The sequence below is a fragment of the Mesorhizobium loti CJ3sym genome, from assembly GCF_000472785.1.
GTDB classification, from domain to species: Bacteria; Pseudomonadota; Alphaproteobacteria; order Rhizobiales; family Rhizobiaceae; genus Mesorhizobium; species Mesorhizobium loti_E.
On sequence record NZ_AXAL01000020.1, the window covers coordinates 34172 to 59553 of the forward strand.

General features: G+C 58.8%; 25 protein-coding genes and 2 pseudogenes. 8 read left to right on the forward strand and 19 right to left on the reverse strand.

Features of this window, described 5'->3' with window-relative positions; all coding sequences use genetic code 11:
* Window positions 1–147: 147 nt before the first annotated feature.
* From A3A9_RS0125095 to nifH, 9 genes are all read right to left on the reverse strand, one after another.
* Window positions 148–1035, reverse strand: a complete 888-nt coding sequence (locus tag A3A9_RS0125095; RefSeq protein ID WP_027033215.1) for a universal stress protein — start codon at window positions 1033–1035, stop codon at window positions 148–150.
* Window positions 1036–1133: 98 nt separating this feature from the next.
* A complete protein-coding gene (locus A3A9_RS0125100) occupies window positions 1134–1919 on the reverse strand; it encodes a response regulator transcription factor (protein WP_027033214.1) in 786 nt (261 codons plus the stop codon).
* 24 nt (window positions 1920–1943) lie between these two features.
* Window positions 1944–2423, reverse strand: a complete 480-nt coding sequence (locus A3A9_RS0125105; protein ID WP_027033213.1) for a NifX-associated nitrogen fixation protein — start codon at window positions 2421–2423, stop codon at window positions 1944–1946.
* 17 nt (window positions 2424–2440) lie between these two features.
* On the reverse strand, window positions 2441–2938 hold the full coding sequence (gene nifX / locus A3A9_RS0125110; protein ID WP_027033212.1) for a nitrogen fixation protein NifX: 498 nt from the start codon (window positions 2936–2938) through the stop codon (window positions 2441–2443).
* Window positions 2904–4286 (reverse strand): nitrogenase iron-molybdenum cofactor biosynthesis protein NifN, encoded by a 1383-nt coding sequence (gene nifN, locus A3A9_RS0125115; RefSeq protein WP_027033211.1) that lies wholly within the window; start codon window positions 4284–4286, stop codon window positions 2904–2906. Before nifN ends, nifX begins: the two co-directional genes overlap by 35 nt.
* Window positions 4287–4295: 9 nt before the next feature.
* Window positions 4296–5786 (reverse strand): nitrogenase iron-molybdenum cofactor biosynthesis protein NifE, encoded by a 1491-nt coding sequence (gene nifE, locus A3A9_RS0125120; protein ID WP_027033210.1) that lies wholly within the window; start codon window positions 5784–5786, stop codon window positions 4296–4298.
* Between the two features lie 60 nt (window positions 5787–5846).
* Window positions 5847–7388 (reverse strand): nitrogenase molybdenum-iron protein subunit beta, encoded by a 1542-nt coding sequence (gene nifK, locus A3A9_RS0125125; protein ID WP_027033209.1) that lies wholly within the window; start codon window positions 7386–7388, stop codon window positions 5847–5849.
* A 127-nt stretch (window positions 7389–7515) separates the two neighbouring features.
* The gene (gene nifD, locus A3A9_RS0125130; RefSeq protein WP_027033208.1) at window positions 7516–9021 is read right to left on the reverse strand and encodes a nitrogenase molybdenum-iron protein alpha chain; all 1506 of its coding nucleotides are present in this window, start codon (window positions 9019–9021) and stop codon (window positions 7516–7518) included.
* Window positions 9022–9125: 104 nt separating this feature from the next.
* Window positions 9126–10019: a nitrogenase iron protein gene (nifH, locus tag A3A9_RS0125135; protein WP_006331760.1), complete on the reverse strand. Its 894-nt coding sequence runs from the start codon at window positions 10017–10019 to the stop codon at window positions 9126–9128.
* Window positions 10020–11038: 1019 nt separating this feature from the next.
* Between nifH and A3A9_RS44240 the strand changes: the two genes are divergently transcribed.
* From A3A9_RS44240 to A3A9_RS44245, 7 genes and pseudogenes are all read left to right on the forward strand, one after another.
* Window positions 11039–11344: a hypothetical protein gene (locus tag A3A9_RS44240; RefSeq protein WP_152536177.1), complete on the forward strand. Its 306-nt coding sequence runs from the start codon at window positions 11039–11041 to the stop codon at window positions 11342–11344.
* 20 nt (window positions 11345–11364) lie between these two features.
* On the forward strand, window positions 11365–11895 hold the full coding sequence (locus A3A9_RS0125145) for a hypothetical protein (RefSeq protein WP_152536178.1): 531 nt from the start codon (window positions 11365–11367) through the stop codon (window positions 11893–11895).
* A 233-nt stretch (window positions 11896–12128) separates the two neighbouring features.
* Window positions 12129–12940 (forward strand): annotated as a pseudogene (locus tag A3A9_RS41310) (IS1595 family transposase); the annotation flags it as partial.
* 77 nt (window positions 12941–13017) lie between these two features.
* Window positions 13018–13464: an IS66-like element accessory protein TnpA gene (gene tnpA, locus A3A9_RS0125155; RefSeq protein WP_027033206.1), complete on the forward strand. Its 447-nt coding sequence runs from the start codon at window positions 13018–13020 to the stop codon at window positions 13462–13464.
* Between the two features lie 26 nt (window positions 13465–13490).
* Window positions 13491–13817 (forward strand): IS66 family insertion sequence element accessory protein TnpB, encoded by a 327-nt coding sequence (gene tnpB / locus A3A9_RS0125160; RefSeq protein ID WP_224690299.1) that lies wholly within the window; start codon window positions 13491–13493, stop codon window positions 13815–13817.
* 109 nt (window positions 13818–13926) lie between these two features.
* Window positions 13927–15405 carry an IS66 family transposase gene (gene tnpC / locus A3A9_RS0125165; protein ID WP_106406564.1) on the forward strand — a complete coding sequence of 493 codons (1479 nt, stop codon included), beginning with the start codon at window positions 13927–13929 and terminating at the stop codon, window positions 15403–15405.
* 14 nt (window positions 15406–15419) lie between these two features.
* A pseudogene (locus A3A9_RS44245) lies at window positions 15420–15551 on the forward strand (IS1595 family transposase); the annotation flags it as partial.
* A gap of 51 nt (window positions 15552–15602) precedes the next feature.
* Here A3A9_RS44245 and A3A9_RS0125175 read toward each other — a convergent pair.
* Window positions 15603–16487 (reverse strand): DNA adenine methylase, encoded by an 885-nt coding sequence (locus A3A9_RS0125175; protein WP_027033204.1) that lies wholly within the window; start codon window positions 16485–16487, stop codon window positions 15603–15605.
* 67 nt (window positions 16488–16554) lie between these two features.
* Window positions 16555–17823 carry a hypothetical protein gene (locus A3A9_RS41875; protein ID WP_152536179.1) on the reverse strand — a complete coding sequence of 423 codons (1269 nt, stop codon included), beginning with the start codon at window positions 17821–17823 and terminating at the stop codon, window positions 16555–16557.
* Window positions 17824–17905: 82 nt separating this feature from the next.
* Between A3A9_RS41875 and A3A9_RS45330 the strand changes: the two genes are divergently transcribed.
* Window positions 17906–18082, forward strand: a complete 177-nt coding sequence (locus tag A3A9_RS45330) for a hypothetical protein (RefSeq protein WP_167334892.1) — start codon at window positions 17906–17908, stop codon at window positions 18080–18082.
* Between the two features lie 498 nt (window positions 18083–18580).
* Here A3A9_RS45330 and phnL read toward each other — a convergent pair whose 3' ends face one another.
* From phnL to phnF, 8 genes are all read right to left on the reverse strand, one after another.
* On the reverse strand, window positions 18581–19276 hold the full coding sequence (gene phnL / locus A3A9_RS0125190; RefSeq protein ID WP_224713126.1) for a phosphonate C-P lyase system protein PhnL: 696 nt from the start codon (window positions 19274–19276) through the stop codon (window positions 18581–18583).
* 53 nt (window positions 19277–19329) lie between these two features.
* Window positions 19330–20535: a phosphonate metabolism protein PhnM gene (phnM, locus tag A3A9_RS42200; protein ID WP_080680392.1), complete on the reverse strand. Its 1206-nt coding sequence runs from the start codon at window positions 20533–20535 to the stop codon at window positions 19330–19332.
* On the reverse strand, window positions 20536–21333 hold the full coding sequence (gene phnK, locus A3A9_RS0125200) for a phosphonate C-P lyase system protein PhnK (RefSeq protein ID WP_051371143.1): 798 nt from the start codon (window positions 21331–21333) through the stop codon (window positions 20536–20538).
* Window positions 21330–22280, reverse strand: coding sequence for an alpha-D-ribose 1-methylphosphonate 5-phosphate C-P-lyase PhnJ (locus tag A3A9_RS39440; protein WP_051371145.1), 951 nt, complete (start codon window positions 22278–22280; stop codon window positions 21330–21332). Before A3A9_RS39440 ends, phnK begins: the two co-directional genes overlap by 4 nt.
* Window positions 22277–23383, reverse strand: a complete 1107-nt coding sequence (locus tag A3A9_RS0125210; protein ID WP_027033200.1) for a carbon-phosphorus lyase complex subunit PhnI — start codon at window positions 23381–23383, stop codon at window positions 22277–22279. The genes A3A9_RS39440 and A3A9_RS0125210 overlap by 4 nt, the downstream gene beginning before the upstream one ends.
* Window positions 23384–23989, reverse strand: a complete 606-nt coding sequence (gene phnH / locus A3A9_RS0125215) for a phosphonate C-P lyase system protein PhnH (RefSeq protein ID WP_027033199.1) — start codon at window positions 23987–23989, stop codon at window positions 23384–23386.
* Window positions 23986–24441, reverse strand: coding sequence for a phosphonate C-P lyase system protein PhnG (gene phnG / locus A3A9_RS0125220; RefSeq protein ID WP_027033198.1), 456 nt, complete (start codon window positions 24439–24441; stop codon window positions 23986–23988). The genes phnH and phnG overlap by 4 nt, the downstream gene beginning before the upstream one ends.
* 237 nt (window positions 24442–24678) lie before the next feature.
* A complete protein-coding gene (phnF, locus tag A3A9_RS0125225; protein ID WP_080680390.1) occupies window positions 24679–25380 on the reverse strand; it encodes a phosphonate metabolism transcriptional regulator PhnF in 702 nt (233 codons plus the stop codon).
* Window positions 25381–25382: the final 2 nt, after the last annotated feature.

The window sequence follows — 25382 nt, forward strand, 5'->3', positions numbered from 1 at the left end:
GAGATTTCCGGCGGGCGTCGCCTCCCGAGCAATGCTTTTCATGTTCGTTACTCTTCGTAAGATCGATTATTTCGATGGAGCCCATCTACGTATGAATGCAGGCGTCACAGTAGAGCTTTGAACAGCATCGGTGCGGGTCCGGAACCGTCATCGAGCCAAAAACAGCGGCAATGTCGGCTTTTCAAAGATCCATCTGGTCACACCGCCAAAGAGCCGCTCACGCAGCCGACGGCTGCCATAGGCGCCCATGACGATCATGTCCGCAGAAATGTCGATTGCGTGCTGCGCAAGCACCGTGGCCGCCGATTTGCCGGCACTTGGCAGGAGGTCAACCGACACCCGAGCACCGTGCCGAGTGAGATAGGCAGCGATGTCGGCTCCAGGCTCCGCGCCGTTCCCGTTGTAGTTGGCCTTCGGATCGACCAGGGCGACACGAACTTCCTCAGCAGCGCATAGGAGACCCAGCGCTTCTCGAGCCGCACGGGACGCCTCGACTCGGGAATCCCAACCGACCAGGACGCGCCGTGGCCACAGTGTCGCCTCAGCCCCCTTCGGCACAACGAGCACCGGCTTTCCCGTATCGAACAAGCAGCCGTTGACCACAGGAGGTCCGAGATTCTCGTCGTTGAGGAGCCCCGGTCCGATGATCGTGAGGTCGGCGCAGAGCGCCCGCTGTCGTGCCACTTCACCGAGGCTGGCCGGATCGCAATAGTCGGTGTCAACGTCATAGGCGAGCGACATAGATTCCAGCAGTTTCTGGATATCTTTGGAGCGTTTTTCCAGTCTGACCACGTCCTGTGTAAATCGATCGATTTGCCGAAACCGATCGTTCAATCTGGCAATTGCCTGTCCACGCCCTACCGGCCACTCGGGGACACCATCTCCGATCCGCCGATGCGACATAAGGAGCATCGGAGGGGGTATGATCAGTACGGAAAGGTGCGCGCCGACTTCCGCACACAAGCCGGCAGCGGTTCTGACGTCCTGATCGGAATGGTCAGCGCCGGTCAAACAGAGTACCGTTTTAAAGCCCATTTTCCTGCTTCTTCCTGAGTGTTCGATGAGGGCGTTTCAGGCCGCGAGACCGGCTCACAGCGCGAGGAAAGGGAGTGGAACCACACCCGGCACTCGATTCAGCCGTCCAGCTTCTCGAGCGAGTAGCCGGCCGACCTGACGGTACGGATGACAATACCGGTCGAGGCCGCCTCCAGAGCCCTTCTGAGCCGACTGATGTGGACGTCGACTGTGCGTACACCGACATGGATATTGGCCGGCCAGGCCCCCCCGATCAGCTCGTCCCTACTGAAGACCTTGCCGGGAGCCTCAAGCAAATGCCGAAGCACGTTGAACTCGATCGGTCCGAGATGGATGTCATGGCCATTGCCGCAAACCCGGTGGGCATCGAGCTTCATCTCAAGGCTGCCATAGGAAAGCCAGCTGTTGTTTTCAATCGCGTTTGAACCCGGCTTCGGCAGCGCCAGCCTCGTCCGCAGATAATCGAGCAGCTTGGCCGGCGCCATTGGCCGCACAAAGCTCTCGTCAATCCCGGCCTTCAACAGATCAAGGTGCTGGTTCTCGGCGCCGGGCGCGATCAGGGCAATGATGGGCAGGCCGCCGGTCCGGGGTTCCCGCTTGAGCCGGGCGCAGATTGCGGACCCGGTAAGGCTCGTTGGACCGCAGTCCAGCACCACGGCCTGGAATTCCCGTTCGTCGGCCTTTGCAAGTGCTTCCTTGGCGCCGCCTGCCGGCTCACTGACGAAGCCATCCACCTCCAGTATGTGGCTGAGGAACAGATAGAACTCCGCATCTTGCGAACAGATCAGGACGAGTGGCTTCATCAGCGCTACCCCGAGAACCACATTGGCCTCGACCGCGTCGGCCGCGTGGGCTGGCCATCGCGGCTCCTCAAGGCCTGACATGATCCTCTTGCTCCAAAATTGGTTTCATGCCCGTGCCACCTCGGGATAGGCGTCGATGGCTGCGATGGCATCGTCGACCAGTTTCGTACCGGCCGCGGCGAGTTTGCAAAACGTCTCGAAGCCGAAGCGATGGGCGTCGCGCAGGGTCCTGGACAGAACGACCAGCCGCCCGGCGGTGAAAAGCACGCGCCCGAACCCCTCATGGCTCATTTCGATCATCGGCGATGCCATCAGGCCGGAGCGCTCCTCGATCGCAAGGGCGACGGCAGTGTAAAACTTGTCGAGCCTCCACAGCACGTCCGGATCGGGATCGCCGATGATTGGAATCGTACGCCGCTGTTCCTTGCTGACGATGAAGTCGGCCAGCAACTCACCGTCCGCTGTGCCGTCCCATGACCCGTGGGAATCCTGAGCACGGATCAGCCGCACGAGGCATTTGACGAACGGGCTGGCAAGGGCCGCCTCGTCATCGTTGACAGCAGGGCTAATCGCGACTTCAAACATTTTGCTCTTTCCTCGTTTTAGTCCTCGTCCTCGAAGGAGGGTTTCTTTTCGGCGACACCAGCTTCGGCCAGCACCTTGCGCAGCCAGGGCGGAGGACACGTTCTCAGCATCATCTGCGTGCGCAACAGCACCTCTTGGATGGTTTGTGGCTGCGGCACCTTGATTGGATGGATTTTTGCCGAAATAACCTTGGCTGCCGAAGGCCCGCCGATGGCCAGACAGAACAGCAGATGGCAGCCCTTCAGCGCCTCCACCTTCGGCGTGACGCGGTCATCGCCCTCGGTCCGACGCTTCCCGCTCTCATCGGAAACGTCATCGAAGGCCACGGCTTCCACGAGATGCCACTCCTCGCGCGTCACGTCGTAGACAGCAAAGCGCTTGGCCGACCCGAAATGAGCATTGAGATTCTTCATGTCTTGCGTGGCGATGGCTACGCGCAATGCGCCTACTCGTCGTTCCGGCATTGGTGCGTGAACCTCGTCAGTGACGAGTGAGAGGCGACGAACGGAGCTCATCTGGCATTTCTCGTTTCCGGAATGGATCAAGCGCCTCAGGCGTCGGCGCGTGCTGATTGGCCTGGAAGATGTTGGCAACATCGAAGATCAGGTCGCGCGTCCCCCGATAGAGGATTGTGAGCTTGTGCTGGCTGCCGAGCCGGTCGAAGATCGGGAAGCCGACGCGCATGAGCGGAATGCCAAGGCGTCGCGACGCCTGGCGACCGTGGGAATGCGTAACGAGAAGATCCGCGCCCGCTGCAAGAACTTCCAAATCGCCGAGATCGCCGATCTGAACCCAGTCCGCCGGTACTTTTTGCAGAATCTTCGACATATCGGTCGTCGTGACCGCCGCTGCGATTTCGCAGCCCATGCCGGTGAAGAAGGTTGCGAGTTGATAGAGTTGGTCTGGTTCCGCAGCGATCGCAATTCTCTTGCCTCCGAAATGGAAATGTCCGTCGAGCAATGCATCCTCCAATTGCGCCCGGCGACGGCGAACCCGGGCCGGCACCGCCGCGCCCGAAACCGCCGATAGCAGCGAGACGAACCGGTCGACGGCCTTCAATCCGGTCAGCGACTGGAACACCGCGTAAGGCACGCCGGTCAACCCGTGCAGCGTTTTCGCCGGGTGGCGCATGTGCTCGCCGATGACGATGCATTGCGCGGCCGTGCCAAGCTCGCGGATTTCCTCGACGCTGGTGCCGCCATAGGTAGTGGTTACCCAGCGGTCAGGAACCGTGCCGTCGAGTGAGCCGGAGACGTCCGGCAGGATAACCGGCTTGAGCCCAAAACTTTCAACCATGTCACGCAAATGCTCGACGTCAGCGACAGTGAGATTGCATCCGGGCAGGATCGCGATCTTCTTCGGCTGCCGGGTCCGTGCGCCCGACCGTGTAATCCCTTCGATCATCGCCGCGACAGCCTTGGCCCAGCCTTCTTCGATAGCGCCGCCGAAATCAGGCGTGTTGGCCAGCACAACCTCCGTACCCGCGAGCTCTTCCGCATGCTTCAGCTTGACGTTGGCGATATCACTCGCGCAGTCTTCGCCACGGGTCTCCACCAGCGCGGTCGTGCACACTCCTATCAGCTTTGGCTTAGTGCGGGTTTTGAGGTTGAGGATCGCCTCTTCCAGATGGTCCGCTCCGCCGAGTATGGTTGCCACCTCATCCATCGCCGTTGTCTGCAAGGGGATCGCTTCCTTGAAATGCCGCACGAAGAGCACGAGCGCGAAGCTGGTGCAGCCTTGGCTGCCATGGAACAGGGGCATCGCACCCTCGACTCCAAGAAAAGCGAAGGCGGCACCCAGCGGCTGCGACGACTTCAGCGGGTTGACCGCCGCTGATTTGATTTTGCGAAGGATGCGGACCATCGAATTTCCTCAACGGTTGCCGAAGCGGTGAGCCGTCGCGCCAGCAAATTCATTGAAGGCGTTCACAGTCGCGGTCCCGTTCTTCATGCTCGCCAGATTGTCCTCCACAGCAGGCTGGCGATCCCACGGCGCCGGCTCCCGCACCTGGTCCCAGATCGGGCTATGAATGGCGAGGTCGATCTGCCGGACAAGTTCCACCATGCCGTCATAGCCGGCATAAGGATGTTGGCGCTCCTGGTTGATATCGAGCCAGGGTGTCTTGGCCTTCAGCGCGATGAATTGCGTGCGCCCGCCCGACAGCATGATGTCGGCCTTGTGTTTTGAGAGCATGGCGTAAAGATCGAGCGCTGCCATCTGCTCGAACATGTGGTTTTCGTCCTTGAGGATCCGCTTGATCCGCTCCTTGTCTTCGACTGTGGATTTCTTGACCGAGGTGCCGACGATCTCCATGCCGATCTCCATCAGCGCGTGGACGACTGACCAGGACTTCACACCGCCCGTATTGAGCAGCACGCGCTTGCCTTGAAGCCGCTGGCGGTAGGCCTCGAGCTTCTTCCACGCAATCGCCTCCTGCTCAGCGATCAGCGTGTCCGTGCGCTCGAGGATCTCCGCATCGGCGCCCTTCCTCACCAGCAGCTCAGCAATGTTGCGAAGTGCCTCCGAGGTATCGGTTATGCCGTAGAAGGAGCCCTCGAAGAACGGGATGTCCCAGCGCCCCGCCATCTTGCGGGCCAGATTGATCAGTGCGCTCGAGCACACCAACATAGCCGCCTGGGAGCGGTGCGCGGATGCAACGTCGATGTAACGCGCATCGCCCGGAATGCAGGCGCGCACCCGGATGCCGAGCCGATCAAGCAGCGGCTTCACCAGCCAGAATTCGCCGGAGAGGTTGAATTCGCCAAGGATGTTGATGTCGTAGGGCCCGGCGTCGTCGGGTTCCACCGTGCCGATGACATGATCGAGCAACGCTTCGGCGGCGAGTTTGTTGCCGAGGTTCTTGGAGCCGGCCAAGCCCGGCGCATTGATCGGCACCACGGCCAAGCCGAATTTTTCGGCCGCGCGTTTGCACACGGCCTCAATGTCGTCGCCGATCAGCGCCGTCACGCAGGTCGAATAGACGAAGACTGCCGGCGGCGCATATGTTTCCTTGATCTCGCGGATCGCCCTGAACAGCTTCCGCTCGCCCTGCCCCATCACGACGTCGAGTTCGGTGAGGTCGGTTGTGAAGCTTGTCCGCCACAGGGTTGGCCCGGACGAGGCTGCGCCTCTGTTGTCCCATGAATTGCCCTCGCAGGCGAGCGGTGCATGGACCAGGTGCGCAACGTCGGTGATCGGCTGCAGGACGATCTTGGCGCCGTCAAAGGCGCAGCCGCCGGCTGCCGCCCCGGGGGTCAGCGGCTTCGAGCAGCCCTGCTTGCGCGCCTTGGCATCCTTGCCGCGGTTGTTATCGCAGGCGGGCTCGTCGAAAACGTCCTGGATCTTGGCACTGAGCGAGGTCATTGCGTCAGTCTCCGAAGTCCATTGGGCGATTGGCGGCCTCGGCGAAAAGCCGGCACGGGCTTAGCGGGTGAGGTCATAGGAATAGTCCGTCACGCCCGTTTCGCTCGTCTCGCGATCGAGCTTGTCGAATATCTTGTCGAGGATCGTCGTCAGCACGCGTAATCCACCCTGGTAGCCCATGAGGGGAAAGCGATGGTGATGGTGCCGGTCGAAGATTGGAAACATCAGCCGGATCAGCGGCGTGCCGGTGTCGCGCTCCAGATACTTGCCATAGGAATTGCCGATCAGCAGGTCCACCGGCTCTGTAAAAAGCAGCGAACGCATCGCCCAGAGATCCTTGCCCGCCCAGACCTGGGCATCCTGGCCGAAGGACGAGGATGCAAGCAACTCCTTCATCTCGGCCTCCCAGGCCGATGTGCCGTTGGTCGCGAGGCAATGTGTCGGCTCGCCGCCGGTCTCCATGACGAAGCGGGCCATGGCGTAGACGAAGTCCGGATCCCCATAGATTGCGTACTTCTTGCCGTGCAGCCATGACTGGCTGTCCGCCATGGCGTCAACCAGTCGGCCGCGCTCCATCCGGATCGTCTCGGGGATCTCCTGGCCGGAAATCGCTGAGACCTTCATCAGGAATTCGTCGGTCGCCTGGACTCCCAGCGGATAGTGGAAGGATGCCGTCGCCTGCCCGACCTCGTTGCAATATTCCAGCGTCTTGCGGGTGTTGTAATGCTGCAGCGACAGTGTCGCCTCCGCGTTGAGTGCCCCTTTCACGTCTTCGATCTTCGTGCCACCGTCATACATGCGGTATTCACCGTCCGACGGCGTGTCGAACTGGTCTGAGGCGTCTTGAATGACGGTATAAATGACACCCATCAGGTCGAGGAGGCGCTTGAGTTCCCGGTTGTTTCCGACGCAGAATCCGTCGAAGCCTGGAATGATGTTGATGGTCCCAGCGGCTTGCGAGCGCTCGCTGCCCTTCCAGAAATGCTCCAGCACGCCCTTCACCATGCCGTCGTAGCCATCGACATGGCTGCCGACGAAGGCAGGCGTATGAGCGAAAGGCACGTCGAAGTCGCACGGGACCGAGCCTTCGTTCTTGGCGTTCTCTATGAAGCTCCGCAGGTCGTCGCCAATGACCTCGGCCATGCAGGTGGTCGAGACGGCGATCATCTTGGGGTCGTAGAGCTTGTATGTATTGGCGAGCCCGTCGACCATGTTCTTGAGGCCGCCAAACACTGCCGCGTCCTCGGTCATCGAGGAGGAAACCGCTGACGAAGGCTCCTTGAAATGTCGCGACAGATGCGAGCGGTAGTAGGCAACGCAGCCCTGGCTACCGTGGACGAAAGACATGGTGCGCTCGAAGCCCGCGGCCGCGAACACCGCACCGAGCGGCTGGCAGGCCTTGGCGGGGTTTATGACAAGCGCCTCGCGAGCGAGGTTCTTTTCGCGGTATTCCCAAGTCTTGGTCAATTCGCGTTGATCGGTGACGATCTGATCAGGGTGCGGACATTCGAAATTCAGTTTCTTCTCGGCAAGCATTTGTCTGTATTCCGGCTCGCGGAACAATGGAGCATGGTCGAGAACTTTTTCGGCCGATTGCGGCATGGTGGTTACCTTTTCCATCTGGCTGCGGCAAGCGGCAGCACAGGGACATCGAAACTTGAAGGGCCTCTCGCGGATCGAGTGCCCCCGAGCATTTATCGGCCTCCCTGCCTGGCAGGGAGGCCAGTCCTCATTCGGCGGCGACGGCCCTCAGCGGTGCGTCCTTCATCTTCTTCCACGGCGCGCGGTAGAGACCCCAGACCGGGTTGTTGATGGCCAGATCCATGTCGCGGGCGAAAATGGCGAAGCCGTCATAGCCGTGATACGGGCCGGAATAGTCCCAGGAGTGCATCTGGCGGAACGGGATGCCCATCTTCTGCACCGGGTACTTCTCCTTGATACCGGAGCCAACGAGATCAGGGCGGATGCCTTCGATGAACTTCTCCAGCTCGTAACCGGTGACGTCGTCATAGATGAGCGTGCCATTTTTCACGTAATGGCCGGTGCGCTGATAGTCGTCGTTGTGGGCGAACTCATAGCCGGTGCCGACGATCACCATAGCGAGGTCCTCGTAAGCAGTGATGACGTGACGAGGACGTAGCCCGCCGACATAGAGCATCACCGTCCTGCCTTCGAGGCGCGGTTGGTACTTGGCGATGACGGCATCGACCAAGGGCCGGTATTTGGCGATGACCTTTTCGGTCTTCTCCTCGATTTCCGGGCCGAAATGCTTGGCGATGTTGCGCAGAGAGGCCTCGATCTGGGAGGGGCCGAAGAAATTGTATTCCATCCAGGCGATGCCGTACTTTTCCTCCATGTGCCGGCAGATGTAATTCATCGACCGGTAGCAGTGGATCAGGTTGAGCTTGGCCTTGGGAGCGCGCTCTATTTCGGCGAGTGTGGCGTCGCCCGACCAGTTGCCGACCACCCGAAGCCCAATCTCTTCGAGCAGGATTCGCGAGGCCCAGGCATCGCCGCCAATGTTGTAGTCGCCGACGACGTTGACGTCGTATGGGCCGGACTCGAACGCGACATCGTCCTTGTCGAAGACCCAATCGCGGATCGCATCATTGGCAATGTGGTGGCCGAGCGATTGTGAAACGCCGCGGAAACCTTCGCAGCGCACCGGTACAATCGTCTTTTCGTGCTCCTTGGCTTTCTTGCGCGACACGGCCTCGATATCGTCCCCGATCAGGCCGATCGGGCATTCGGACTGCACCGAGATGCCGCCACTGAGCGGAAACAGGTCCTCGATCTCGTCGATGATCTTTTCCAGCTTCTTGTCGCCGCCGAAAACGATGTCCTTCTCCTGGAAGTCGGAGGTGAACTGCATTGTCACGAACGTGTCGATACCCGTCGTGCCGACGTAATAGTTGCGGCGTTGCGACCAGGAATATTGCCCACAGCCGACCGGCCCGTGCGAGATGTGGACCATATCCTTGACTGGACCCCACACCACGCCCTTGGAGCCGGCATAGGCGCAGCCGCGGATTGTCATCACGCCCGGAATGGATTTGATGTTCGATTTGACGTCGCATTCGGAAAGGCCCTTGTCCTCCCCGCCGGCCTCGTCCTTGCTCGTTGCGACACTGAGGTGCTTCTTGCGACGCTTCGCCGCCTTGTCTGGATATTGGGACAGCACGTCTTCGATAAGCTTCGCATGCAAAGCGCCGTCATTCTCATAGTCGAGGCCCATGGGACCTGCCCCTTTCAAGGTTCGGGTAACGCCTCGCCAACGAGGCCTTGTTTCGTACAAAGGGGCGCCAGGTCACGGTCGGCGCCCCCTGTCGGTAGCGGCGGCTACTGAGCGACGGCCAATTTCGCTTCCTTGGCCTGAAGCTCGGCAAGCATTTGCTCGTCCGTCTTCATGATGCCGAAGTCGAGCAGCATGTCCTCGAGCTCCTCCATGGTGATTGGGGTCGGGATGGTGCCCTGGCCCGAATTGACATGGATCTTCTCGGCCAACGCGCGGTACTCCCCTGCCTGTTTGGAGTCCGGCGCATACTGGATTACCGTCATCTTTCTCAGTTCGGCGTGCTGGACGATGTTGTCGCGCGGCACGAAGTGGATGAGCTTGGAATTGAGTCTGGCGGCCAGCGCCTCGGAGAGGTCGAGCTCGCGGTCGGTCTGTCGCTCATTGCAGATCAGCCCGCCGAGCCGCACGCCGCCCGAATGGGCGTATTTCAGGATACCCTTGGCGATGTTGTTGGCGGCATAGAGCGCCATCATCTCGCCGGACATGACGATGTAGATTTCCTGGGCCTTGTTTTCGCGGATCGGCATCGCAAAGCCGCCGCACACCACATCGCCCAGCACGTCGTAGGAGACATAGTCGACATTATCATAGGCGCCGTTCTCCTCGAGGAAGTTGATCGAGGTGATGACGCCGCGGCCGGCGCAGCCGACACCCGGCTCGGGGCCGCCGGACTCCACGCACTTGATGTCTTTGTAGCCGATCTTGAGCACGTCCTGGAGTTCAAGGTCTTCCACAGAACCTTCTTGGGCGGCGAGATGCAGAACGGTATCCTGCGCCTTTGCGTTCAGGATCAGCCGGGTGGAGTCGGCTTTGGGGTCGCAGCCGACGATCAGGATTTTCTGTCCGAGGTCGACCAGGGCGGCTAGCGTATTTTGAGAGGTGGTGGACTTGCCGATGCCCCCCTTTCCGTAGAATGCGATCTGACGCAGACCTGACATGTTGCTTCCTTCCTTCTTTCCATCCATAGCGGTTACCGCGACTTCAATGCCGGTCGGCAGATCCCGCCGCCTCGCACCGATCGTTTCAAAACTCGTGCCAATTCGGCCAGTTAGATCGAAGAAGAAATTTTATGATTGCTTTTCAGCTATTTAACATTTGGCAAAAATATTAAATTGGCTAAATAGACTTGTGTCGCGGGCCCGACAAAGGCGACAGGAGATGTCGGATGAGGCCGGCAATCGCCTCGAGATGACGTTGCTCCGGGCCGGCGTCGGGAAGCCTCCACGGAAAGAACCCGCGGGCATGCAGAGCGGTGAAGAGCGGTTGTGGTCGTGACGCCCTCGTCCATGGCGGCGCGGGCGTAACCGGTTAGCCGATCCGACTTGTAGAACTCGGTGAACATAGAGATTCGTCAGCGTCACGAGGCTCGCCACGCACTTCCGAATGGCCCATGTTCTTCGTCTTCGAGCCAACCGACTGGATCAGTTTCTGGTAGGCAACGTTCGCGACCCGCAACGCTGTCTCCGCAGCCTTGTTCGCTCGCCTGCGAACTTCAGGCGTCGACCAAGCTTGGACACTAGGTCAGGCAGGCTTTCGCCAACGTCGTCGTCGGCAAGCTCTGGCGTTCGCTTGATGAGACCGTAGATTGCGTGGACGACCTCCTGCGGTGTGGGGAAGGACGCACCACGAGAGAAAAGCGCTCATAGGTATCGAGGAGCGCCGCTTCGTAGAGGAACCGGAATTTGCGGGATAAGATCAAAAGAGCGTCATCATTAAGATAACGGAAGAGTGTCATTCGTGGCATTTACCCGAGGTGCCCACGAATTGTATGCCACCGCTTAGCGAGCCAACTTTTTCATGAACTTAGCGACACAGCGAAAGTTGCGATTTTGGCGATAGGTACGGTACGCCTGGCGCTCTTGCTTGCCGTGGAACCATCATCGCGGTCACAACGAAGTCGTGCGCTTCAATTGCGGTGCCAACTCTTTCCTGCGATTATTGGCGGGGGGAGCGGGCGATGATTAAAGGCTCAATTGCTGGATGCTTGTTGGTTCTGACACCGCTGCCGGCATTGGCCGGCGATTTCGGTGGTCTGACGTTAACTTCGACGTGCGACCAATATAACAAGTCATCAGGTTCGAACCGCGCCGGCTTCGTCCACGACTTGATCGTCGGAACAAGTGCCGCAACGGGCAAAGACTACCAATCCCACCGCGTTGACATTCAAGCGTGTGTTGCAGCGACGTTCGCCCCACCCTGCGTGACGGGAACAACATCCATCCGCGAAGTGTTGGCCGCTTGCATGCTGATGGTAGGCAACTAAATCGATGAGAGCAGTATCCCGTGCCTGTGGCTGTTGAAGCGGTTTGGACGAGCAAAGAGATCATCCTCGCGATCATCGCGACAGGGCTAATTTCGGCTTTGGCAGGCTGGGTAGCCGATTTCGTTAAGGAGCGTTGGTCCGAAAAGCGGTCAGCGCGATACGCGGCGATGCGGTGCGCGATCGCCTTTGAAAGCTACGCCGCAGATTGCTGGAACAATGCCAATATGAGCGAGGGCCATTTTCATATGGCCGAGGAGGCCTATTCGGAGTCCCTTCCACCGGCGCCTGTCATTCCGGAGGATATTGATTGGCGTTCAGTGGATCCGATTTTGGCGGATGCGGTCTTGTCCTTTATGACGTCCAGCAAGATCGCGGAATCAGAGGCGGCTTACGCACGCGTCTACGAAGGCAACCCCTTCGACTTCGACGATGCTACTCGGATGCTGGGACGTCGGGCGCTGGAAATATCGTCCAAACTCCGCTCACGATATGGCATGCGACCAAGTGCAGAGTACGAGAAGATGCATAAGCGGTTGAAAGGCAGCGGCTAGCCTGTCTGGCTGGATTGACAAGACCCGCCACCGTAGCAGCGGGCCAAATTCCAATCCGGTGGGGATTTCACTCGTACCGGAAATCCTGCAGCGAGGCGTGACGCAAATCCTCCTCGCCTCGCCCGATCAGCCCAGGCTTGGCCCATATACTCCAGCGCACCCAATTTTTTGGCGATTATGTACTTTACAAACCAAGCCTCAATAGGTATCGTGAACTATATATCAGGGTTGCCATGTCTATCTTTTCCAAGCCTTATTTTCATGATGAAGCAGCCGCTTTCGAGCACCTTGAGGAGGTGCTCTGGAGGGGCGAGCCGGTATGTCCGCACTGCGGCACGATCAACAACGCTACCAAGTTGCAAGGTCAGGCTACCCGAGTTGGCGTTTGGAAGTGCAAAGACCGCCATTGCCGGAAGCAGTTCACGGCAAAGGTCGGGACTGTGTTCGAGAACGGCCGCATTCCTTTGAACAAAATGTTGCAGGCGGTGCACCTGATGGTCTCCTCCAAGAAGGGGATCAGCTCGCACCAACTGCACCGCATCCTTGAGATCCAGTACAAGAGCGCATGGTTTCTGGCGCACCGTATCCGTGAGGCAATGCGTGACGGTTCACTGGCGCGGATTGGCGGCGGTGGCGGCTTTGTGGAGGCTGACGAGACTTTCATCGGTCGCGAGCCCGGAAAAGCAAAGAAGCGCGCCTACCATCACAAGATGAAAGTGCTTTCGCTGCTCGACCGCGAGACCGGCCAAACGCGCAGTATGGTCGTGGACGACCTGAAGCCGGCGACCATAACTCCAAACTTGGAAGAGAACATCGCCAAGGAAGCCCGCGTCATGACCGAAGGCCGGACACTATTTCCACCTCAACAAGAGCTTTGCTGAACACAGCATCGTTCGGCATGGACAGGAGGAGTATGTTCGCTACGACGCTCGCCATATCCACCCACACCAACACGATTGAAGGCTATTTTTCGATCTTCAAGCGCGGCATGAAAGGCGTTTACCAGCACTGCGGCAAGAAGCACCTGCACCGCTATCTGGCGGAATGTGAGCGCTGTACCGGCACCACCTTTCGCGCGTGGTCGTGAGCAGCGATGTTCGGAGCCTTTGAGGGCTTCGACACATGACGATTTCAGAGCTTACGCTTAAGTCCAAGGATTCTGAGCCGGCGCGACGTTTCGAGGTGTTCACGGGTTCTGGACGGCGGCGCGATTGGTTGCCGGAGGAGAAAGCGCGGATCGTGGCGGAAAGCTACGATGCTGGCGAGACCGTGAGCGCAGTGGCCCGGCGACATGCATTGTCCCCGCAGCAGCTGTTCGCCTGGCGCCGGTCCGCGCGGGTGCCGTTGGCGAATGCGCCAGCACCGGAGCCGTTGTTTGTTCCAGCGGTGGTCGCGGCACAGGAGCCCGAACCGGCGGGGAAGCGCGCGAGATCGACACGGAAGCGGAAGGCCGCGCGAGAAACCGGCGTGATAGAGCTGGAGATTGACGGCGTCGCCATGCGGGTCGGTCGTGGCGCCGACGCCAGGACAGTGGCGGCGGTGATCCGTGCGCTGAAGGCGCCGTCGTGATCGGGCCGACGGGTGTGGTCAAGGTGATGGTCGCGACGAAGCCGGTGGACTTCCGCAAGGGGGCCGAGGGCCTGGCGGCGCTGGTGCGCGAGACGATGGGCGCCGATCCGTTCTCTGGCGCGGTCTACGTCTTCAGGGCCAAGCGCGCCGACCGGGTCAAGCTGGTGTACTTCGACGGCACCGGCGTGTGCCTGCTGGCGAAGCGTCTGGAAGACGGGAAGTTCTGCTGGCCTGCCATCACCGATGGCGTGGTGAGGTTGTCGGCGGCGCAATTGCAGGCGCTCCTGGAAGGGTTGGATTGGCGGCGCGTGCATGACGCCCGCGAGACGCGCGCGCCGGTCGCGGCAAGTTGATTCCATGGGAGGCTAGAGGCGCTGGCAAAGCATTGGAATGCATGATTGAATCGGCCTTGTGAGCAACCCGGCCGAGCCTCAGACCAACGATCCGATCGCGCTTCAGGCGATGCTGGCGGCGGAGCGCGCCGAGAACGAGCGGCTGCGCCAGATCATCAAGGAACTGCAGCGCCACCGCTTCGGCCGCAGAGCAGAGAGCCTGCCGGTCGACCAGCTGCTGCTGGGCCTTGAAGAGGCCGAGCAGATCGAGGCTGAAGGCTTCGCCGCGGAGGACACCGCCGATACTGCCAAGCGCGAGGCTCGCGCCAGGAAGCGCCGCGCCAACCGTGGATCACTGCCCGCGCATCTGCCGCGTATCGAGCAGATCATCGACATTCCCGACTATATCTGCCCGTGCTGCAAGGGGATGCTGCACGTCATGGGCGAGGATCGTTCCGAGCGCCTCGACATCGTGCCGGCCCAATTCCGCGTCATCGTCACGCGCCGGCCGAAGTATGCCTGTCGGAGCTGCGAGGAGATTGTAGTGCAGGCGCCGGCTCCGTCGCGGCTCGTCGAGGGCGGCATCCCGACTGAGGCGACCGTCGCCCATGTGCTGGTCTCCAAGTACGCCGACCATCTTCCCCTGTATCGCCAGGCGCAAATCTACGCCCGCCAAGGCGTGAACCTGGATCGCTCAACGCTTGCCGATTGGGTCGGCAAGGCGGCTTTCCTGCTCCGCCCCATCCACGAGCGGTTGTTCGAGCGGCTGAAGGCGTCCGGGAAGCTCTTCGCCGACGAGACCACGGCGCCGGTGCTCGATCCCGGGCGCGGCCGCACCAAGACGGGCCAACTGTTCGCCTATGCACGCGACGATCGCCCCTGGGGCGGGATCGATCCGCCCGGCGTCGCCTATCTCTATGCGCCCGATCGAAAGGCCGAGCAGCCACTGCGGCACCTTCAGGGCTTCGTCGGGATTCTGCAAGTCGACGGCTACGCGGGATACCGGGCGTTGGCCGAGCGCAATGCCGTGAGCCTGGCCTTCTGCTGGGCCCATGTCCGTCGCCGCTTCTACGAACTGGCCCAGTCCGGGCCCGCGCCGATCGCGACAGAGGCGCTCCAGCGCATCGGCGAGCTCTACAAGATCGAGAGCGAGATCCGGGGCCGCCCGGCGGAGGAGCGCTGCGCTGCTCGCCAGCAGAGAAGCCGACCCATCATCGACGCCCTCGAGCCGTGGCTGCGCGGGAAACTCGCGCTGGTCAGCCAGAAGAGCAAGCTCGCCGAAGCAATCCGCTACCCGCTGTCGCGCTGGGCTGGGCTTGGTCGCTTCCTCGACGACGGCCGCGTCGAGATCGACTCCAACGTCGTCGAACGCTCGATCAGGCCAATCGCCCTCAATCGGAAGAATGCGCTCTTCGCCGGTTCCGACGGCGGTGGAGAGCACTGGGCGACGATCGCCTCGCTCGTAGAAACCGCGAAACTCAACGGCCTCGACCCGTACGCCTACCTCGCCGACGTCATCACCCGCATCGTCGCAGGCCATCCGCAAAGCCAGCTCGACTACCTGCTGCCCTGGGCGTATGCCCCCGCGCCACTCAAGGCCGTGGCCTGAGAACAGCGGTTACGGCGGAATTTGACTTCCGCTACAACAACCGCGTGGCGTTGGGCGTTGACGATGTTGCCCGGGCTGAAAAGCTCGCCAAGGGGCTCGGCGGAAAGCGCCTGACCTATCGCAGGCCTGACGTCACCACAGCCTAAGCGCCGGCTCACACCGCGCGAGCTTTGGGAGGCGATGAAGCGGAAGCACCGCTAGGCGGCGCTTCGGTATTGAGGTTTGTGAACCTGTGCGTCTCGAAGCTCGTCGGGCACTTTAAGGCCCTTGGATACGACGAGAAGTTCCGAGCCAACGCGCTTTACCTGAGCCGAGTAGTTGAGAGAAATCTCATACTGCCTGCGCGTCTTGTAGAGAGCGCTTATTTCGTCGCAGCGGTCGTAGGTGATTATCCAAGGCCTATCGAGGCCCAGGATTTTCGTCGCGACCGCTGCATGGTCCTCGGGATCGTAGAAGCTCGTATAGAGGGTCGAGCCTTTTTTGAAGTACGGCGGATCGATGCAAAGGAATGTGCGTTCGGGGAGGTTTCGTTCGACGTGCTTGAGGAAGTCTAGCGCGTCCTTTCTGTGCAGGTGGATGTGGTCCCGGTATCTTTGCACTCGCCTAATTCGCCGCTCTAATTCGCTCTTGGTGAAGCGGCAATCAATCTTGTAGTCGCCTACCTGACCGAGGCCACCGATAACCCCTGCGTTCTTGATGATTCCGGAGCGATTTGTTCGATTCAGGAAGAACGTGGTGAAGGCTATTTCTAGTGGTGATAGGCCGCGCTGATTTCGTTGCATTTCACGTCTTCGACGCCATTCGTCGAGCGTGACAGGCGTTCGATTCATCAAGTCGATGAAATCGTCTGTTTGGTTGAGGACGACATTCCAAAACGCCCATATTCCGCGGTCGATGTCGTTGATGTGAATGTCGCTGACGTAGCCGCCGTAAAGCAAGCCGAGCGCCAGCCCGCATCCCCCGGCATAGGGTTCCGCATAGTGCCCGTACTGCAATTTGTTCAGACGGATGATTTGGGACACAAGTCCCGTCAGTGGAGCTTTTCCGCCCGGATAGCGCAGCGGTGAGGTTGCCAAAGGCATATCGCAAACGACCCTTCACTTTGAAATGATGGGGGATTTTAGCGAGTTCGTTTCGCCACGGCCATAGCTATTTTCGCGGCTTTATGGATTCGGCCGTTTTGGTCAACAATGGCGTAATCGTCGCCAGATCGTTCGCGAGTTGCAACCTGTCAAAATTCGCCGATGTCTGATGATGCTTGGTTGCGTTTCCGTTGCGGGCAATACGCATCAACGCATCGCGGATCGGATTGAGTGCCCTGCCGCTTGCGAGGCCCAAGTCTGACATCCTTTGATTGCTGAAGAATGCGTTGAAATCAGTGTCCGCATTCTTGCCTGCGAGGGCCGCCAGCGATTCAACAAATGCCCACACGCCAATCGTCAGGAGCAACGTATGTTCGACGTGCACCGCGCAAATCGAATAGTAGAGTGCCTCAAGCTTGGAATTTGTGTTGTCCTCAAGAGCCTTTGCAAGGCCCTTTTCGTATTCCAGATGGGATACGGGCCGCGGCTTCTGGGGCTGGGCTTTCCGGCGGCTTTTCACCACGGCCGGCGTGATTGTTTTCAGCGAAATGGGCTCGGTGCGCTCGCCGGTGATATCCGAACTGGCCGCCAGCTTGCGGCCGTAGGTATCGATCTGCGCACGATTCCGACGTGAATTTATCTTTTCGCCTTCTTTGAGATCATCAACGAACCGAGCGAGCTGCTTCTTTATGTCGTCGGACGGTCGAGTGTACGTCACATCGTCAGGGCTGCTTGAGTCGATGCCGATCGCCTCTCGCACAATGCTGCTGTTCAGGAAACGTTGCGCTGTCGTCAGCTTGCCTTGGCGTTCGTCCTTCGAGATGAAGCCTAGGCTTTCGGCGGCATCCAATACCGCGAGGGCAACCCTGTTGCGACTTGACCCGAAGTGGCGCGCTTTCTGCGCGGCATCCCAGTCAAGCAGACCAACGCCGCCCTGCGCGCCATCGTGGATGATCCCCATCCAATATTTGAGGTCGTCATGGTCGCCGAAAACAACAGCGCTTAGCTTCTTGATCGGAACATGGCCCGAGGTTGACGATAGCCGGGCAAAATCCTTCCGGAGATGCGGCGGCGCAAGGTCCGGATCATTAAGCAGTTTGATCGCGCATACCCGTCGGTTGCCTTCCCAAACCTGGTAGGTCTTTTTTGTGGCGGCCGATCCGGAACCGGGAATCTGAACGAGTCCAACCAATTGCAGCGGATTTGGCCCGGCTTCCGCAATGCTTCTGGCGAGATTGAAAACTTGTTCATCCTTGCACAGATACTCTATAATCTCGTCTTGAGATTCCATAGGCTCATGGCGAGGGTTTTCCTCATACAGGTAGATTCGATTCACCTCAATAGAATCCGGCTGTCGAGTTGTTGCCACTGCGTTTCCCCCCAAGAATTGTCCGTCATCGGAACAGGACATTTTTAGTATGACGGATGAGAAACACCTAACGCAATCTCAGAAGTTTGAACAGGCAGCCCGCGAATTGGGCTGTGATGATTCAGAGGAAGTGTTCGACGCTAAATTGCGGGCGATTGCCAAGCAGAAACCAAAAGATGAGCACCCGCGCCAGAAAGCCGGCAAGCCTCGGTCGCACTCAAAGTAGGGGCGACGCCGGTCATGCGTGTAGCCCGTATCTAGCGGTTGGTGCGAAAAGTACATAATCGCAGTTTTTTCGCAAGCGGGGGTGTATGGCGAGTTGTCACTGGACGGATACGATTCAAAACTCGTGCTGCATGACGTCGAGCATGAGCTTTACCCAGGATCGTTGGACTTAACCATTCACGGCGTTGTCGACCATACAGTTAAGATCTCTCTGGTCGATTGCATCCGGATGGGCAGCAACAGAAAAGCAGATGCTAAATGGACTATTTCAAAACATTTCGTCACCATATAATATTTGGTGGTATTAATTTCAACGACATAGATAGATATATTAACTTCTATTCTTCCCCGTCTGACTGACTCCTCCAAACTGTTCTGTGACTCCGATACATTTTGAACTATTATCGACCTCGATCTTGTCAAAGCGACCTTGGCTGCTAATGCTGATTTTTTCAAGGCGTACGATACACATGCTGATCGACAGAGCCGTGTCACGCAATCAGGCGACCGCAAACAACCGGTCAGCGACAGCTCGGCGTACCTCTTCGTCATGGAAGATGCCGACGATCGCTGCCCCGCGCGCCTTAGCTTCGGTGATGAGGTCGACGACGGTGGCCCGGTTGGCGGCGTCGAGGGATGCAGTCGGTTCGTCGAGGAGTATGATGGGATAGTCGACGACGAAGCCGCGGGCTATATTGACACGCTGCTGCTCGCCACCGGAGAAGGTGGCTGGTGCGAGCGGCCAGAGCCGTTCGGGAATGTTGAGGCGCGTGAGCAGCGTTTTGGAGAGCGCCTTGGCCTGGTCGGCCGGGATGCCCTTGGCGATGGCGGGGCCCGCGACGACGTCGAGGGCGGGCACCCGCGGGATGACGCGCAGGAACTGGCTAACGTAGCCGATCGCGCTGCGGCGGATTTCGACGACCTCCCAAGGTTCGGCGGCGAGGAGATCGACGGTTTCGTTCCTATGTACGACGAGGATCTTGCCGGCATCCGGCTTATAATTGGCGTAAAGCGAGCGCAGGAGCGTCGACTTGCCGGCGCCGGAAGGACCGACGAGGCAGACGCACTCACCGGCGTTGACCGTGAGTTCGATATTGTCGAAGACAGGCAGGACAATGCCGCCCTGGGCGTGCAGCGTGAAGGTCTTGGCAAGGCCAACGGCGCGAAGTGCGGGGTCCGTTGCTGAGGATATCACCAGACAATTCTCCTTGAGGGTCATCGGACCGTATGCTTGCGGTCCGCTTTCTATCAAAATACTTGACGACCTTGCCTCCACACTCCGCGAACAACGGGAATGTCGGCGATTTCAACGATGTGGCAGAGATCGGCGCGGCCGCCGATTCCAATCATCCCTCTGTCGCAAAAGCCGGTCACCGAGGCAGGGACCGAACTAACCGTGGAAATGGCCTTCGTAAGACTCATCCCGATCGGATCCCTTGTCAGTTGAAAGGCTCCATGCAACAGGCTCGCCGGAACGTAATCCGAGGCAAGGATGTCGAGGTGACCGGTTGTCGCCAGCTCACGGGCGCTTATGTTTCCCGAGTGCGAGCTGCCGCGAACGATATTCGGTGCGCCCATTAAGATGCAAATGCCAAGGGAGCGCGCAATCTCCGCAGCAGCCCGGGTTGTCGGAAATTCAGAGATCAAAACTCCAGCGTCATTCGCTTCTCGAACATGTTCAGGTGTTTGATCATCATGGCTGGCGAGCGGCAGTTGCCGAGCGCGCGCAAGGGCAATAATTCGGCTTCGGTTTTGAGGTCCTATCGTCCGTGAGGCATCGATCCATGCTTCGATTCGACGGTCGGCGTCCTCTGCCGACCAGCCATACTGCTTGATCTGCATTTCACGGAAGCGGTCGAGTTGGGGCGATTGGCGATGACCAGGGGCATGGTCCATCACCGATACGAGTTTCACAAGCGGATCGCCGACCAAAGGCGTGAACACGGACATCACCTCTTCGTCGGTCACCTCGCAACGCAAATGCAGAAAATGATCCGCTCGAAGCAGTCCATGGGCCCTGGCTTCACGAATCCCGTCGATGAGAACGGGCAGGATGCGAGCTCGATCAGCTTGTCTGGTATGATCCCGGGTCGTTGATCCTATGCAAAGGGAATCAAAAACTGTCGTGATGCCGGCTGCTATGACCAGCGCATCGTGTGCCATGACCGCCGAAAGATGATTCCACACCACGCCGGCGCGCGGCAGTGCATGCTTCTCCGAATTGTCGGTATGGAGATCGATGAGGCCTGGCGTCACATAGCCGCCTTCGAGGTCGATCGCGCCAGGCACTGTGCTTCTGCCGGCGGCGATGTCGTCGATGTAGCCATCGATGATGTGGACTGTTCCATCATAAACTTCATCCGGCAAAACAAGTCGCGCGCCGGTTAATGTCAGTTCGTTCGGGGAGAGCTTTGCCGCTGCACGGTGCGGTGAAGTATCCGTTCTTATGATCATTCAGAGCACCGAGGAAACGAGAAGCTGCGTGTAGGGATGATGCGGATCGTCCAGAACCTGGTCGGCGAGGCCGGTCTCCACCATGTTTCCTCGCCACATCACGATGATGCGGTCCGCCAATAGTCGGGCAACAGACAGGTCGTGGGTGACTATCACGACAGCCACTCCGATATTCATGACCAGGCACCGCAGCAGGTCGAGCAGCCGGGCTTGAACCGATACATCGAGGCCGCCCGTCGGTTCGTCCATAAAGACGAGGCGCGGCTTGGTAACGAGAATTCTGGCAATTTGCAGACGTTGCTGCATGCCACCGGAAAACGTTTTCGGTCGATGATCTGTGCGCAGCAGGTCAATCTCAACCTGGGCAAGCCAATTCTGAGCTTCCTCTCGTATGCGACCATAGTGGCGTGCACCGACTGCCATTGGCCGCTCCCCTATATTGCCACCAGCGGTGACTTCCATTCTAAGGCCATCTCGCGGGTTTTGGTGGACGAGTCCCCAGTCCGTCCGCATCAGCTTGCGGCGTTCCGGCTCCGATAAGGTCAAAATGTCCGTCGGTCCTTTATGATTCAGATCGTAAATGACGGAACCCTGATCAGGCATCAAACGTCCCGACAGGCAGCTGAGCAACGTCGACTTTCCGGATCCGGATTCCCCGACAATCGCGATGATTTCCCCTGGAAAGAGATCGAACGAAAGGTCCCGGCAGCCTACCGTCTTTCCATACATTTTCGTGAGCTGCCGGACGGAAAGCAGCGGCTGGCGGCGGGCGGGCTGGAACTGAGCCGCTGCTCTCATCGTGATTCCGATCCCGTTGCGATTTTCGAGGGTAAGAGCAATTCGATGTCGGCGGGATCGCCACGATCCGGTCCAAGGTGACCATGGTTCCGGCGAGTAGTGCAGTAGTCGGTGTCCGAGCAAACGAACATCCGACGACCCTTGTCACTCATCACGATCTCATCAAGATAACTGTCAGTCGCCCCACAAAGGGAGCAGCATTGCCTCCATCGCTGCACACGAAACGGATGGTCTTCGAAATCCAGGCTCTGCACCTGTGTGTAGGGGGGGACGGCGTAAATCCGCTTTTCACGGCCCGCGCCGAAAAGCTGAATGGCTGGATTGTTCGCTATCTTCGGGTTGTCAAATTTGGGAATAGGTGAAGGCGACATCAAATATCGCCCGTTTGTCATAACTGGATAGCTGTTGGTCGTCGCAATATGACCAAAGCGCGCGATATCTTCGTAAAGCTCGACACTCATCAGACCATATTCTGCATAGGCATGCATCTTACGGGTTTCGGAGTCCCTCGGTTCCAGCCGGCGCAACGGTTCGGGCGACGGCACTTGGTAGACGATAATTTGTCCCTCCTTGAGAGGCGTTTCGGGCACCCGATGACGCGTCTGAATGATTGTGGCAGCCTCTGTTATTTCGGTCGTAGCGATGCCGGCCACACGCTTGAAAAAACGCCGGATGGAGACGGCATTCGTTGCGTCGTCCGCGCCCTGGTCAATCACCTTCAGCGTGTCGTTTGGTCCAATGACACTGGCTGTGACTTGAATGCCGCCGGTCCCCCACCCGTACGCCAGCGGCATTTCGCGGCTGCCAAACGGAACCTGAAGGCCTGGAACGGCCATGGACTTCAAAATGCATCGCCGGATCATCCTTTTGGACTGTTCGTCCAGATACGCAAAATTGTAGGGTTGGCGGAAGCTGCGGCCGGCTGCGTTGTCATGAGGTCCCGTCATTCCGCGGCCTCCTTGCTTGAACGGCGGCGGTTATGCTCCTCCCGCAACTGTCTTATGAATTGCAGGTCGCCCTGGAAATCGACATAGTGAGGCAAAGTGAGATGCGAGACGAAACCGGCCGCCTCGAGATTGTCGGTATGGGACAGAACGAACTCTTCATCCTGAACAGGGTATTTTGCTTCCTCGCCGTATTCGCGACAGCGCAACGATCGGTCAACGATTGCCATTGCCATCGCCTTGCGCTCACTCTTTCCAAATGAGAGACCATATCCGCGGGTGAAGCGCGCAGGCTCGTCTTCCGAGCCCCCAAAGAAATCCAGCATCTGGCATTCCGTGACGATGATGTCGCCAATAGAAACAGAAAAGCCCAATTCCTCGGGTAGGATTTCTATCGTGACATCCCCAACCCTTGTTTCCCCTACGTAGGGATGGGCAGCGCCATAGCCACGCAGCGCTGAATACGCCAAACCCACGACAAATCCCTCATCGCCACGGGCCAGATTTTGCAAGCGCTGATCGCGACCGGCGGGCATGGCAAGAGGATCTCGGGTGAGATCGAAAACCGGTGACTGGTCGGGTTCCGGCAACTCGGCTTCAATCAGGTCTTCGTCGGAAATGCTGTCGAAGGCACGCGGAAAAGTTGGATCCAGCGGATCATCCGCGACCTTCGCTTTCGGCATATCGCAATCAACAATATCGAGATGATCAAAATCAAGCAGCCTATGTGTGTACTCATAGGTCGAACCGAGAATCTGCCCTCCGGGAATGTCCTTGAAGGTTGCTGAGACGCGTCGCTGAATGGCCATCCGGGCTGTATCGAGCGCGTTTGACACTGCCAAGCGCGGTAGAGTCGTGCGAAACGCCCGGAGAAGGAAGATCGCCTCAACGGCGTCGCCTTGGGCTTGTTTCAATGCCAATGCCGCAAGCTCTCTATCGTAGACAGAGCCCTCACACATCACTCGGTCGACAGCGAGACCGAACTGCTCGGCAATCTGCCGGACCGTAAGTTCGGGAACTGCTGGGTCTCCCCGCCGATCCTCCGCAACCAAACCATGTGAGTTGAGGATAGCCTCCTCCCCACCTTTTACGGCAACATAAGCCATCTAGATCTCCCCGGATATGCTGCGAGGAAGAGCGATAATTGCATTTCCGGAGGTAAAGAGAACATCGACTCCACTCGGATAAAGCTCATGATTGAGCTCCCAGTCCTCCCAAAACCAAGATGCAAGCCCATCAACGTCCACCGAAACTTCGCGCTGGATGCCCGGTCCACGCCACCGAACAGGCGGACCGCCGTTTAAAGATGGCACCTGGACAACAATCGTCGTCGAGACCTGAGGCTCCAATTCTGTTCCGGGATTGAACTCGGCCAGGCGCGGCATCGTCATCGGATTGGCCACAATGGCAAATGTCGATCTTTCAACGCTGTCCACAAACGGCACCCCGCAGTGAAACCCAAGGTACTTGCGAACCGAAGGTAGATTCGACCGGGAATCGAGCCAGACCGGTGTTTCGCAATCCGCAAGCGTGAGGCAGACGGCGGCGGTCGCCGGATCAAGGGGACCGACTGCCGCAGTGGCAGAGACCAGCGTTTGCGGCCTGCCGACATATGCATACGCATCTAACACGCGGCGGAATGTGTCCTGGCTATCGAAGACAGGATTTGCGAATCCGGGCTCAAGCCCGGCAGTATCCAAAACGCTGATCATTCCGGACTGATGCCTCGAGCCATTGCGAAAAAGTGGACCTTAGTCGAAGCCGCTTTGCGGCTCTTGATCTCACGGCGGGCGGATTGCGCGATTCCAAATTCGGTAACGAACCGAAGTACGCCGCTCGCACTGTCATCTGTTCCTTGCAACAGCGCATCGAAAACTGCCGCCAGTTGTGCATGACGCTGGTCGCGCCCGAGGACGAAGGCGAAGCCCGTCATGCCATCGGCCAACCTAACGGCACATCGGGTCATCGTGACCTCACCAAGGTTGAATAGGGCGCCGGTACCCCCGGCGCGTCCACGCACAAGCACGAGGCCGGTTTCCGGTCGGCGAAGCCAATCAAATTGCGGCTGGATGGCCAGGTTGTCCCAGGCCCGCTCAAGTTCATCGCATCGGGCTCGCGCGAGAACCGCCATCCATCGCTGCCGCTTTTCAACTTCAATCCGCACCGGTGTTCGCCGCTTCGATTAAACGCCCGGCTCAGGTCCGGGCTCATCAGGGTGTTGGACATTGATGCCTAGATGTCTAGGTATCTCCGGATAGACATAGTTCCTTTTTGCAACGATTTGATGACAGGGCATCGGCCCATCAAGTATTATTGCGATCCCGACTGGCAGAGCGGCCGCCTGATCCGCCAGAGGTGGTCTCGCGAATAAGCCGCCGTGTTCACACGCGACTCTTCGCGCTTATTCGTTCGTTTCAATAAGATATTCGTACCGGTCGCTTCGTATGACGCTGAAAGCGTATTTGATCGGTAAGCCATCCGGCGTTACGTCGACATTGGTCTCAAAAAGTACCGGGCTGGACGAAGATATTCGCAGGAGCTGCGCTTCTTGCGGGCTAGGTCTTCGGGCCGTGATCCGTGTCCATTTCCGCTTATATTCCGCGATGCCGCAGCGCTTCAAGGCGGCAGTGGGAGAGTTCATTCCCTCGAATGCGGTGGCGAGGCCAGGAACGCGCGCTGCCGGATAGTAGCTCGTTCCGGTCGCCAAAGGCCAATCATTGATGAATGAGGTCGACCTGACCTCGGTAACCAGTGCTGAGGGAGCGATGTTCAAATGACTTGCAATATCAGGTTCGACAGAAGTTTCGTTGATCGACAGTATCTCCCGCTTCACGGACTTGTTCTGACCAAGGAGCTTATAAGTGAACCTGGGATCGCTGTTCAGTTTGTGTGAAACGAAATCATCAGCAACAAAGGTTCCGACACCATGCTGAACTCGCAAGGCGCCTTCAGATTCCAAAACCTTGATGGCATTGCGCACGGTATGCCGATTGACGCCAAATCGGTCTGCCAAGACAAAATCGCCAGGCAGGCGGCCATCCTGGAAGGCTCCCGCATCAATATCATTGAGTAGAGCGGACCGAACCAGTTCCCAACGCTTCATTG

Excerpts from the sequence above, each read along its gene's own strand:
- A3A9_RS0125095 (WP_027033215.1), bottom strand. The coding sequence starts at position 1,035 with ATGGGCTTTAAAACGGTACTCTGTTTGACCGGCGCTGACCATTCCGAT.
- A3A9_RS0125100 (WP_027033214.1), bottom strand. The coding sequence starts at position 1,919 with ATGTCAGGCCTTGAGGAGCCGCGATGGCCAGCCCACGCGGCCGACGCG.
- A3A9_RS0125105 (WP_027033213.1), bottom strand. The coding sequence starts at position 2,423 with ATGTTTGAAGTCGCGATTAGCCCTGCTGTCAACGATGACGAGGCGGCC.
- nifX (WP_027033212.1), bottom strand. The coding sequence starts at position 2,938 with ATGAGCTCCGTTCGTCGCCTCTCACTCGTCACTGACGAGGTTCACGCA.
- nifN (WP_027033211.1), bottom strand. The coding sequence starts at position 4,286 with ATGGTCCGCATCCTTCGCAAAATCAAATCAGCGGCGGTCAACCCGCTG.
- nifE (WP_027033210.1), bottom strand. The coding sequence starts at position 5,786 with ATGACCTCGCTCAGTGCCAAGATCCAGGACGTTTTCGACGAGCCCGCC.
- nifK (WP_027033209.1), bottom strand. The coding sequence starts at position 7,388 with ATGCCGCAATCGGCCGAAAAAGTTCTCGACCATGCTCCATTGTTCCGC.
- nifD (WP_027033208.1), bottom strand. The coding sequence starts at position 9,021 with ATGGGCCTCGACTATGAGAATGACGGCGCTTTGCATGCGAAGCTTATC.
- nifH (WP_006331760.1), bottom strand. The coding sequence starts at position 10,019 with ATGTCAGGTCTGCGTCAGATCGCATTCTACGGAAAGGGGGGCATCGGC.
- A3A9_RS44240 (WP_152536177.1), top strand. The coding sequence starts at position 11,039 with ATGATTAAAGGCTCAATTGCTGGATGCTTGTTGGTTCTGACACCGCTG.
- tnpA (WP_027033206.1), top strand. The coding sequence starts at position 13,018 with ATGACGATTTCAGAGCTTACGCTTAAGTCCAAGGATTCTGAGCCGGCG.
- tnpB (WP_224690299.1), top strand. The coding sequence starts at position 13,491 with ATGGTCGCGACGAAGCCGGTGGACTTCCGCAAGGGGGCCGAGGGCCTG.
- tnpC (WP_106406564.1), top strand. The coding sequence starts at position 13,927 with ATGCTGGCGGCGGAGCGCGCCGAGAACGAGCGGCTGCGCCAGATCATC.
- A3A9_RS0125175 (WP_027033204.1), bottom strand. The coding sequence starts at position 16,487 with ATGCCTTTGGCAACCTCACCGCTGCGCTATCCGGGCGGAAAAGCTCCA.
- A3A9_RS45330 (WP_167334892.1), top strand. The coding sequence starts at position 17,906 with ATGACGGATGAGAAACACCTAACGCAATCTCAGAAGTTTGAACAGGCA.
- phnM (WP_080680392.1), bottom strand. The coding sequence starts at position 20,535 with ATGATCATAAGAACGGATACTTCACCGCACCGTGCAGCGGCAAAGCTC.
- phnK (WP_051371143.1), bottom strand. The coding sequence starts at position 21,333 with ATGAGAGCAGCGGCTCAGTTCCAGCCCGCCCGCCGCCAGCCGCTGCTT.
- A3A9_RS39440 (WP_051371145.1), bottom strand. The coding sequence starts at position 22,280 with ATGACGGGACCTCATGACAACGCAGCCGGCCGCAGCTTCCGCCAACCC.
- A3A9_RS0125210 (WP_027033200.1), bottom strand. The coding sequence starts at position 23,383 with ATGGCTTATGTTGCCGTAAAAGGTGGGGAGGAGGCTATCCTCAACTCA.
- phnH (WP_027033199.1), bottom strand. The coding sequence starts at position 23,989 with ATGATCAGCGTTTTGGATACTGCCGGGCTTGAGCCCGGATTCGCAAAT.
- phnF (WP_080680390.1), bottom strand. The coding sequence starts at position 25,380 with ATGAAGCGTTGGGAACTGGTTCGGTCCGCTCTACTCAATGATATTGAT.